This window comes from Streptomyces sp. MUM 2J, assembly GCF_022414535.1.
GTDB lineage: Bacteria > Actinomycetota > Actinomycetes > Streptomycetales > Streptomycetaceae > Streptomyces.
Genome location: NZ_JADWYM010000080.1, coordinates 1 through 10,103, shown reverse-complemented (window position 1 = coordinate 10,103; position 10,103 = coordinate 1). Strand labels below are relative to the sequence as shown.

General features: G+C 67.7%; 11 protein-coding genes. 6 read left to right on the top strand and 5 right to left on the bottom strand.

All coding sequences use genetic code 11. The features are described 5' to 3' along the window. From I3F54_RS31480 to I3F54_RS31470, 3 genes are all read right to left on the bottom strand, one after another. Window positions 1-890, bottom strand: an 890-nt coding sequence (locus I3F54_RS31480) for a transposase (protein ID WP_240122339.1), incomplete at its 3' end; no start/stop codon positions are given. 185 nt (window positions 891-1,075) lie between these two features. After that, window positions 1,076-1,798, bottom strand: a complete 723-nt coding sequence (locus I3F54_RS31475) for an IS3 family transposase (RefSeq protein ID WP_240122338.1) — start codon at window positions 1,796-1,798, stop codon at window positions 1,076-1,078. Beyond that, entirely contained in the window at window positions 1,795-2,094 is a 300-nt protein-coding gene (locus I3F54_RS31470; protein ID WP_240122337.1) for a transposase, read from the bottom strand. The genes I3F54_RS31475 and I3F54_RS31470 overlap by 4 nt, the downstream gene beginning before the upstream one ends. A 517-nt stretch (window positions 2,095-2,611) precedes the next feature. On the opposite strand from I3F54_RS31470, the gene I3F54_RS31465 reads away from it, so the two are divergent. Then, window positions 2,612-4,345, top strand: a complete 1,734-nt coding sequence (locus I3F54_RS31465) for a thiamine pyrophosphate-binding protein (protein WP_308374170.1) — start codon at window positions 2,612-2,614, stop codon at window positions 4,343-4,345. A 29-nt stretch (window positions 4,346-4,374) separates the two neighbouring features. Further along, entirely contained in the window at window positions 4,375-4,929 is a 555-nt protein-coding gene (locus I3F54_RS31460) for a carboxymuconolactone decarboxylase family protein (protein WP_240122336.1), read from the top strand. Here I3F54_RS31460 and I3F54_RS31455 read toward each other — a convergent pair. Beyond that, the gene (locus tag I3F54_RS31455) at window positions 4,914-5,300 is read right to left on the bottom strand and encodes a hypothetical protein (protein ID WP_240122335.1); all 387 of its coding nucleotides are present in this window, start codon (window positions 5,298-5,300) and stop codon (window positions 4,914-4,916) included. The genes I3F54_RS31460 and I3F54_RS31455 overlap by 16 nt on opposite strands. 1,255 nt (window positions 5,301-6,555) lie before the next feature. Between I3F54_RS31455 and I3F54_RS31450 the strand changes: the two genes are divergently transcribed. The 4 genes from I3F54_RS31450 (at window position 6,556) to I3F54_RS31435 (ending at window position 9,193) form a co-directional block, all read left to right on the top strand. After that, window positions 6,556-6,867: a hypothetical protein gene (locus I3F54_RS31450; protein ID WP_240122334.1), complete on the top strand. Its 312-nt coding sequence runs from the start codon at window positions 6,556-6,558 to the stop codon at window positions 6,865-6,867. A gap of 36 nt (window positions 6,868-6,903) precedes the next feature. Beyond that, window positions 6,904-7,623: an IS6 family transposase gene (locus I3F54_RS31445; RefSeq protein WP_240122333.1), complete on the top strand. Its 720-nt coding sequence runs from the start codon at window positions 6,904-6,906 to the stop codon at window positions 7,621-7,623. Between the two features lie 65 nt (window positions 7,624-7,688). Further along, window positions 7,689-8,906, top strand: coding sequence for a tyrosine-type recombinase/integrase (locus I3F54_RS31440; protein WP_240122332.1), 1,218 nt, complete (start codon window positions 7,689-7,691; stop codon window positions 8,904-8,906). Next, a complete protein-coding gene (locus I3F54_RS31435) occupies window positions 8,903-9,193 on the top strand; it encodes a hypothetical protein (RefSeq protein WP_240122331.1) in 291 nt (96 codons plus the stop codon). Before I3F54_RS31440 ends, I3F54_RS31435 begins: the two co-directional genes overlap by 4 nt. Before the next feature lie 311 nt (window positions 9,194-9,504). Here I3F54_RS31435 and I3F54_RS32270 read toward each other — a convergent pair whose 3' ends face one another. Beyond that, the gene (locus tag I3F54_RS32270) at window positions 9,505-9,903 is read right to left on the bottom strand and encodes a MerR family transcriptional regulator (RefSeq protein WP_308374167.1); all 399 of its coding nucleotides are present in this window, start codon (window positions 9,901-9,903) and stop codon (window positions 9,505-9,507) included. Between the last annotated feature and the right edge of the window lie 200 nt (window positions 9,904-10,103).

Below are 10,103 nucleotides of genomic sequence, written 5' to 3'. Positions count from 1 at the left end.
CGACCTGCTTGGACCTGTCGGCCTGGACACCGTCCACGAACGACAGGAGGGCGAGCACATTCCCCAGAGGCGAAGGACGACTCGTTGTCGAGGCGTTCGGGGTTGTCGCCGGCCGCGATGAGCAGGGCTGCCGCGCTGTCCGGGCCGACGCCGTGGACTTCGAGGAGGCCAGGAGTGCTCGCGGTGACCGCTTCGGATATCCGCTCGGTCAGATCGTTGATCTCGTCGGTCAGGTTCTGGATGCGGCGGGCCAACAGTTTCAGGGTGTGACGCGCGGCCCCAGCCGGCCCGGAGATCTCCAGCTCCGCGAGTATGGCGCACTGCTGGAACAGCTTCGGGTTGCTCAGCCCGGCCAGGGACTCGCGAAGTTCGGCGTCGGCGCAGACCAGGACGCTCTTGAGCTGATTGATGGCCTGGGTCCTCGACTTGATCGCGGACCCTTTGGCCAGCTTGAACAGTCGCAGCATCTCCACCGGGCCATCACTCGCCTTTGCCGCGGCCGTGGCACGTCCGGACAGCACAGCGCGGGCAGCCGCTTCGGCGTCGACGGCGTCGGTCTTGCCGTGACGCCGTCGGGCGGCCTTGTCGGGCTGGTTGACCTCGGTCACCTCGATTCCTTCGGCCCGCATGTGGCGTGTCAGGGCAGCCCCGTAGGAGCCGGTGCACTCGACTCCGGCGCGCCGCAGCACGCCGAAGGAGCGGACCCAGGCCACGATCTGGCGATAGCCCTCGGCGGTTGTCGGGAAGCTGCGGCCGTCGAGGGTGGCACCGAGCGTGGTGATGACGGCCGCGACGTGTATGTCTTTGTGGGTGTCGACGCCGAGCAGGACTTCTTCGGCGGTGTCAGCCGGGATGTGACACGGGGTTGTGGACTGCGTGATGCTGGGCAAGGTCGCCTGTCTCCTGATCGCCTCGGATGCGGGTGGCCGTCGCCGGGCCGGGGCGGTCAAGACTGTGACGGTGCCTGTCGCGAGGCCCCTATCGGGACACGTCCCCTGCCCGGCGGCAGCGAGTACCGCTCCAGGCAGTGGCCGACAGATCAACGCCAAGGCAACAACGCCAGTCGAAACACGGGTCAGGCCACCGCCCGAAGCGGCACCCGATCATCCTCACAGTCGAAACAAGACCCGGTGCGTCCGCAGCTCTGCCGAAGCCCCAACTCGCGTATGCGGCCACAAAATTGGGTCGAGGTGTACTCGCTGCCGCGATCGCTGTGGATCACGCAGCCGGGCTCCAGTCCGCTGCGGCCGTGGGCCATGTCGAGGGCGTCGGCGACGAGTTCGGCGCGGTGGTGGTCGGCCATGGCATAGCCGACGACCTCGCGGGTGGCCAGGTCCAGCCAGCAGGCGAGGTAGAGCCAGCCCTCGGCGGTGGACAGGTAGGTGATGTCGCCGACCAGCTTGGTGCCGGGCCGCTCGGCGTGGAAGTCGCGGCCGATCAGGTCCGGGGCCGGCTTCGCCTTCGCCTCCGGCCGGGTCAGCGAGTGGTGCTTGCGGCGGGTGACGCCGCGGATGTCGCGTTCGCGCATGATGCGGGCGATGCGCTTGCGGTTCACCCCCTGCCCCAGGCGCCGAAGTTCGGCGTGGATACGCGGGACGCCATAGGTCTTCCGGGAGGCGATGTGCAGCACGGTGATCTCGTGCGCGAGCGCATCGTCGGCCGCCTGGCGCCTGCGGCGGGCGGCCTCGCCCTCGTGCCAGGCGTAGTAGGAGGAGCGGGCCACGTGCAGCACCCGGCACAGCAGGCTGATCGGGTAGTTCGCCTTCTCCGTATGGATGAACCGGCACAGCCCGCTCACCGGTCGTTCTCCTTCACGAAGAAGGCGGTCGCTTTTTTCAAGATCTCGATCGTCTGCTGCTGTTCGCGGTTCTCCTTGCGCAGCCGCCGCAGTTCCTCACGCTCGGCGCTGGTCAGCTCGCCGGACCCGCCCTCTCCCCGGTCGGCCTTGGCCTTGCGGTACCAGCCGCGCAGGGACTCGGAGCTGATGCCGAGTTCCCGGGCGACGGCGGTGACCGTCTTGCCCGAGGAGTCGACGAGCGCGATGGCGTCCCGTTTGAACTCCTCGGTGTACCGCTTCGTGTACTTGCTTCCCACCTGGTGCTACTTCGTCTGGAACCTCAGGTCCCAGTCTCCAGGTGTCCACGATCAAGGGGAAGCTTCACCGAGGCCATTACCCCGCACAGCGGCGCACAGCTCCTGCTCACCCTGGTCCAGGGCGTGCAGATCATCCGCAAGACCGATCCCGACCCCGCACGCGCCACCGCCTGCCTGGACTCCGCCCTCGCCCTCCTGGCCGGGAAAGCCACACCTGTGGAACCGGTCGGCGCCCAAGTCAGTGCCGGACCTCCGGTGAGGTAGCCCCGGTTGCCCGGCCCCTCGACCCTTCACATCGGCACCTGAAGATCCTCGGAGCCGACAGCGTCGCCAGGTTGGAAGCCGTTGTCCTGTCGAGCTTGAGTGGTTACCGGTGCCCCGTGTGCGACGTCGACACGGCTCCCACGGGTTCCCACCATCACGTGGGAAGGCCCGGTGTCCGTCGATTCGCAACAGGCTCAGCGGCGCGGGTCCACCAGATGACAGATGCCACGCCCTAGATTTCCCAGTTGTGACAATGACAATGGACGGAGCCACCTGCGTCGTCAGGTCCCTCGCAGCCGAGGGCGTCGATCACCTCTTTATGGTCCCGGGAGGGCTGAACGATCCCTTCATGCCACCGATGACCGGGACCGATGGGGTGCGTACTGTTGTGGCGGCCCATGAAGCCGGAGCGGCCTATATGGCCGACGGCTACGCCCGTGCTTCTGGTCGTCTCGGCGTCGCCTTCGGTATCGGTGGACCCGGTGTGACGAACATGGTGACCGCGCTTGCCGCGGCACGAGCCGACCGCTCCGCGCTTCTCGCCATCAGCGGCGAGGTCGCGACCGGCACGGAGGGGCGCGGTGCCTTCCAGGACGGCAGTGGTGCCGCACTGGATGACGTTTCCGTGCTCAGACCGGTTACGGCCCGTAGCCTCAGCGTGAACTCGCCTGCCAATCTCCAGCCCTACCTGAGGGCTGCGTCACTCACCGCACTGCGCGAGCGGGCGCCCGTCCATCTGTCGATCCCGCTGGATGTTCAGCGTAGTGAGCAGCGTGCGGATTGGACGCCGCTGCCCGAGGCAGCGTATCGACCGCTGGCGATCGACCGGGAAGCGACGGACGCCGCTCTGTCCGTCTTCTCCATGGACACCACCGGGCAGCCTGCTGCGAATGTCGTCATCCTCGCAGGACCGGGGGTACGCCACGCGAGAGCGGAAGCGGCTCTGATCGCCGCGGCGGAGCGCTTCGACATCCCCATGGCGACCACGCTCGGCGGGAAAGGGCTGGTACCCGAAGACCACCCCCTCGCGCTGGGCGTCTTCGGCTACGGCGGTTCGCGCTGGGCCAGCGAGGCGATTCTCGATCCCGCCGTCTCGGTACTCGTCGTCATCGGTTCGGGACTGTCCCAGCGGGACACCTTGAATTGGGATCCGAAGATGCTGCCGGCGAGAGAACTCGTCCATGTCGAAGCTGATCCTGCACTCATCGGACGGACTTGGCCCTCGAGCCGGCCGGTCACCGCCAGCCCCCGGGCCTTCCTCGAACTACTCGCCGGCGTCGAGGGGCCGATCGCCGCCGGGCTGGAGAGCGGCCGTCCGGCCCGGCTGGCGTTCCTCAGCGACGTGCGCAGCCGTGGGCCGCGCACCTACGAAGCGGAAGACACCACCCGGGACACCGAACCAATGCACCCGGCCCGTTTCGTCACGGAGGCTCGCGCTGCCTGCCCGCGCGAAACCGTCCTATCGGTGGACTCCGGCGCTCATCGTGCCTGGTGCTCGGAGTACTGGCCCAGCTACGGGAACGGGGACTACGTGTCCCTGGCGAACCTGGCCCCGATGGGCGGCGCGATCCCGCTGGGTATCGGCGCCAAGATCGCCAGGCCCGAGCGTCCCATGGTGATCGCTACGGGCGACGGCTGCATGCTGATGCATGGGATGGAGCTCCATACGGCTGCCCGCTACGGCATCCCGCTCGTGATCCTCGTCTTCGACAACCACGCTTATGGAAACATCTGGTACCGGGCGAAGGAGATGGGCGCCGGAGCCGAGGCGCTCACCGACATTCCCGGGCTCTCATGGCCGGAGTTCGCACGGGCCATGGGCGCCGACGGTGTCACGGTCTCCCACCCGGGCGAGGTAGGTGAGGCAGTGGCCCACGGGCTCACCCAGAACAAGCCGTTCCTGGTATCGGCCCGGATTGACAAGCGCTATCCCACGCCCATTGCCCCGTGGCGTCAGGCCGTGGCGGAATGGGAGGACAGCCACTGATGGCCCGGCTTCCAGACCCTGCCTCACACGTGCACCACGAAGACCGCGCTGAAATGCAGCGAATGGCGGCCGTGCGCACCCACGCAGACGGGCGACCGCAGCTCGCGGCCATCTACGTCGCCATGTTCAACAACCCAAAGGTCGCACGAGCTGTCGGTGAACTCGGTGAGCGGTTGCGGTTCCAGGGCCTGCTTCCGGACGACCTCCGCGAGACGACGATCCTGCGCTACTCCGCTCGCCGACGCGCGGACTACGAGTGGGCACACCATGTGCGCCCGGCAACGCAGGCAGGTCTCACTGCGGCACAGATCGAAGCGCTGGCCGGTGATGCCGTGCCGGCAGACACGACGCCTGCCCAGCGCGCCGTCGTGCAGGCGGTCGACCACATCGCCGCCGACAACGAGATCCCCGCCGAGCTCCAGGACGCACTGGTTGAGGTCGTCGGATATGCGGGGGTCGTGGAAATCGTGGCTCTCTGCGGGCTCTACGGTCTCATGGGCTACATGGCTACCGCTTTCGACATCTCGGTTGAACCTGGATTGCCGACCCCCCCTTGGCGGAAAGAGGATCACGAGACACGTTGACGGATCGACTCCTCGACCTCCCGGAAGGGCAGCGGGAAGCGGAAGTGCAGGCGCACGCCGTTTTGCCCGCTGCCTACCAGGACGGCACCGGCCGTCACGTCAGTCCCTTTCCTGTGTCCCGACCCATTCCGGGCACCGGGCGCGTACACGAACGGGCGGGTCCAGGTCACCAGCTCGAAGCCCCGCCCGCGCAGGACGGGTTCGGAGGTCGGCCGGGCGTCGACGAAGGCGTGTGTGCGGCCCCGGTCCCGAGCCTCCCGAAGCCGACCGGTCGGTTCGGGGCCGTCGCAGCCAGGTTTCGCGACAAGGACGAAGCGAGCCCGGATGACTCCGGTCATGGCGACCATGACGTAGCCCGGCTTGAAGCCCACGCCTGCGACGGTGGCCCCGGAGCATCACCACGACGAAAAGGCACACGGTCAGCACGGTGGCTGCCGCCGTCGCCGCCAGCACTGTGGCTCCGCTTGTGGTCGAGAGGAACTTCCAGTCGTCCATCATCAGCAGGACGACGAAGGAGAGGCCGGCGGCCAATCCGACACAGAGGGCCCGGCGCGCCGGTTTGGTGCCGTCGCCTTCCGGGTGTGCCCTGACCAGTCGCCTCAACGCGAGCGTCCAGAGCGCGGCCGTCACCGCGCACATGACCGTCAGGAACACCGCGTGATAGATGCCGGCCGCGGTGAAGTGGTGTGGGCGGGGGTGCGCCCACGTGAGTTCATGGGCACCGTCCGCGAGGCGGACCAACTGGGTCAGGGCTCCGGTGGCACCGCCCGCGGCTGCGGCCGAGGCCGCGTACACGCCCTCCCGGGAAGTGGAGGGAAGGCGGGTCAGCGCGTACACCAGTGCCCCGGTCATGATCGGCAGAGCCAGAGCGTCCCCGAAGGTCTCGCAGAGATCCGCGAACATCGTGGGCAGCGAGGGGTCCCTCTGCATCACCAGGTGGAAGACGAAGAGGGCACCGAAGCCGGCGACCGCAACGGCACCCCCGGCGGCCACGGCCTTCAGGACCGGAGTGGACATCTGCTTCATCGGTTGGCACACCTCATGGTGGACGTGACGGGTTTGCCGGGCGTGTGGCCAAAGGGCCGGCCTGCGGCACGACGGGCGAAAGCCGTCGGCTGCGGCACCAGGACACCAGCGTCGCCCATCTCCCTCCGGCCCCGGGGCAACCGTCTGCAGCATCTACGGGTGGACGAGCCTGTCCGCCTACCGGAGGAACGGGGGTTGGTCCGAGAAGCTGGAACCCGGACGGCCCCGGCAGCACGTTCCGCGCGCGGCGCCAGGAAGAGGGCGCGCTGCCCGGCCACCTTCACTCAGGCGACGGGCCGCCCCGAGCCTGGATTCCTCCAGTCAGCGGAAGCCTGCTCCACCGTCGGGTCGGCTGGTGGGAGGTTTCCCGTCACGGCCTGGAGACGCGAACCTGAAGTGGCATCCGGTGTCAGCGCTGTGTGAGGTGCGCCGGCTGATTCTCCAGGGCCCACCGCCCGGGGGCTCCACGGAGGGCCAGGACCTCCCGGAGCGGCCTACCGGGCAACGTCGGGGCAGGAGGGCCGACGGTCCGGGTCCGTGGAACAGGTGGCAGGAGCAGGGCATCCGCTCCATGTACGAAGCGAGCTGAGGAACAGTCAGATGGGCCGTCCGAACCGCACACCCCCTTCGTCCACGGAATCGAACCGCTGTGCTCCCGGACGGGGGCCGAGGCTCCGTCCCAGGACGAGCTCGCTCCGCACGCTCCTCGCCCTGCTGACCTCCGCGCAGTTTCTGGTGATGTTCAGCGCGGCGAACATCAACATAGTCCTCCCGGAGATCGGCGAGGCCATGAACCTGTCACCGGTGCAGTTGTCCTGGGTCGTCTCCGCGTATGTGCTTGCCGTCGCGGCCCTGCTCCTGCCGGCCGGCGGGCATTGTCAACTTGAGCTGGCGTTCCTGACGTTGGGATGATCATCGGGTTTGTTGGTCGGTGGTGAGGGGTGGGCTGTGGAGGCCGGGGTGGTGGTGTCGTACAAGGGGTCCCGGTTCCCGGCGGAGGTCATCTCCCACGCGGTGTGGCTGTACCACCGCTTTCCGCTCAGCTACCGCGAGGTCGAGGAGATGCTCCTGGCCCGCGGGATCACCGTCTCCCACGAGGCGATCCGGCAGTGGTGCGAGAAGTTCGGCCCCCAGTACGCCGCGGGGCTGCGCCGACGCCGTCCGCAGGCCGGCGACAAATGGCATCTGGACGAGGTGTTCATCAAGGTCAACGGGGTGCGGCAGTACCTCTGGCGTGCCGTTGACCAGGACGGACACGTCCTCGACATCCTGGTCCAGTCCAAGCGCGACGGCAAGGCCGCGAAGCGGTTCATGGCCAAGCTCATGAAGAAGCAGTGCCGGGTACCCAGGGTGCTGGTCACCGACAAGTGCCGCTCCTACCGCCCGGCCCACCGGCACCTGATGGCCTCGGTGGAACACCGCTCCCACAAGGGCCTCAACAACCGGGCCGAGAACAGCCACCAACCCACCCGCCAGCGAGAACGCGCCATGAAGGGCTTCCGCACAGCCCGGACGGCCCAGAAATTCCTGTCCGCCTTCAGCGAGATCTCACCCCACTTCCGACCCCGCCGCCACCTCATGACCGCACCCGAATACCGCACCGAAATGCACCACCGCCTCGACACCTGGAACGAGATCACCGGCACCACCATGCCGACCACCACCTGAAGACAGCATCACCACAGGCACCACCACACCCTGACGCCCCCTCAGCCACCACCCTCAGCAACAACTTGACAACGCCCCTGGAAGGGCTCCCGCCTGACTTCGCCCTGCGTGACGAAGATGTCCCTGCCGCACCCGAGCGCGGCGACGAACCCGGCCGGGCCCTCCCCCTGACCGTCGTCCGCAGCCTCTGCGACGCCCTCCCGCTCCTGGAGTCCATGGCATCGCGCGACTTCCGCGTCGCCGTCGAGCTGATCATCGACACCGGCCGCCGCCCCGACGAGATCTGCCAACTGGCATGGGACTGCACCCGCCAGGACTCCGACGGCGGCTGGCTGCTGATCTACGACAACATCAAAGAACAACGCCTGGGCCGTGAACTGCCCATTACCGAAGCCACCGCCAACCTGATCCACGAACAGAAACGAGTCGCCCGGGGACGCTTTCCCCACACGGACCCCCGTGAATTGAAGTTGCTGGCGCATGTGAGGCGGAATCCCCGCGGTGTTCACGGTCTGGTGGAAGACACGCTCGCCTCGTGGCACCGCGAGTGGGTCGACAGTCTGCCGCCGATGATCACGCCGGAGGGTCAGGAGTTCCTCAAGGAAGACATCGTGCCCTACTCTCACCGTCACACCTACGCCCAACGGCATGCGGACGCCGGCGTTCCCGTCGATGTGCTGAGCGAGCTCATGGATCACAGATCCCTCGCCGTCACTCAGACGTACTACCGGGTGAGCGCCGTCCGCCGTCGGGAAGCCGTCGACACGGTCGCACGCCACCAGCTCGATCGCCACGGGGCACCGGCCTGGCGAGAGGCACAGACACTGCTGGACGGCCAGCGAGCCCGGTACGCGCGTCAGGCGATCAGCCAGGTCGCCGTTCCCTTCGGCAGCTGCGAGGAGCCGAGCAACGTCCAGGCGGGCGGCGGCGCCTGTCCCTTCCGTTGGCAGTGCGGGGGCTGCGATCACTTCCGCACGGACGCGTCCTACCTGCCGGAACTCAAGGCATACGTGGACGAACTCCGCCGCACCAAGGAACGTGTACTCGCCGCAACCGGGCTGGACGACTGGGCACGCGAGAGGGCCCTGCCCTCCGAGGAGGAGAACGCGCGCGTCAAGCACTTGATCGCCCGTGTCGAGGACGACCTCGACCAGCTCACCGACACCGAGCGGCACGAGCTGGAGGAGGCCATCACCCTGGTGCGACGCAGCCGCCGCGTCGTATCCCTGGGCATGCCTCACGTCCGGCAACCCTCCCCCAACCTTCGACTGGAGCGACCATGACCACGCAGACCTCGGGAATCGTGCATGCCCGAGGCACGGACACCGCCCGCCGCCGAGAACGCGTACTCAAGGCGCTGGACGCCGCGGTCCAGGCGCGGGACGAGATCAACGTCTCCGGTATCGCCCGGCGAGCGGGTGTCGACCGCACCTTCCTCTACCGGCACCGTGACCTCCTCGGCATGATCCAGACGCAGGCGGCGGAGCCGCCTCCTCCCGGCCCGGAGACGGTCAGCCGCCCCTCGCTGATGGCCGACCTCGCCAACGCGCAGGATCGCAACACCCGTTAGGCCGAGGAGAACCGTCTTCTGCGTGAACGGCTGTCCGCGTTCCTCGGCGAGGAGATCTGGCGCGAGGCCGGACTGGGCGGAGCCACGGCGAACATCGACCAACTGCACTCCCGCGTCACCGAGTTAGAGCAGGAGGCGGTCGAACTGCGACGACAGCTCGAGGAGTGCCAGGAAGATCTCGACGCGGCCCGATCCGTCAACCGTGAATACATGGCTCGACTCAACGGGCCACTCACATCTTCGAGTTGATGCGGCCGACATGGAGGGCGATGCGGGACAGCGTCGCCCTCCATGTCGCAGCGTGTTCTCTCTCAGATGTCGTCTCCGGCTGGGCCGGAGGAGAGAAGCTGGCAGCTGTCGAAGTTCATGCACCCGCAGGCGAGGCAGTCGGCCACGGCATTCCGCAGAGCCTGCGTCTCCTGGATGAACTGATCCAACTCCGGGATCTTGCGCTCGGCGAGCGCACGCCATTGCCGGGTGGCGACCCGGTCGGGGGCGCTGTCCAGCAACTGGCCGATCTCGGCCAGCGTGAACTTGGCTCGCTGCGCCATTTTGATCAGCGCGATCCGTCGCACCGTACTTGCCGGATAGACGCGTCGGCCTCCGACTCGCCGGGCGGACGGGAGCAAACCGATGCTCTCGTAGTAACGCAAGGCCGAGGGCCGTATCCGTGCCTGCCGCGCGAGGTCCCCGATACCTAGCTCCCGCACTGAACCCCCTTGACTTCAAGCGAACTTGAACCATCAGTCTGACCGCGTGACTCTCCCACCCACAACTCGTCTGCTGCCGCAGACCTATCAACCGCTGTTCTCCCATCTCGAGTTCCGGCGGCTTCTGCCGGCACTAGGGAGCGTATTGCGTCGTGATCAATCTGCGAGATCTGCCTGCGCGGCAGGGTTTGGACCGGTAG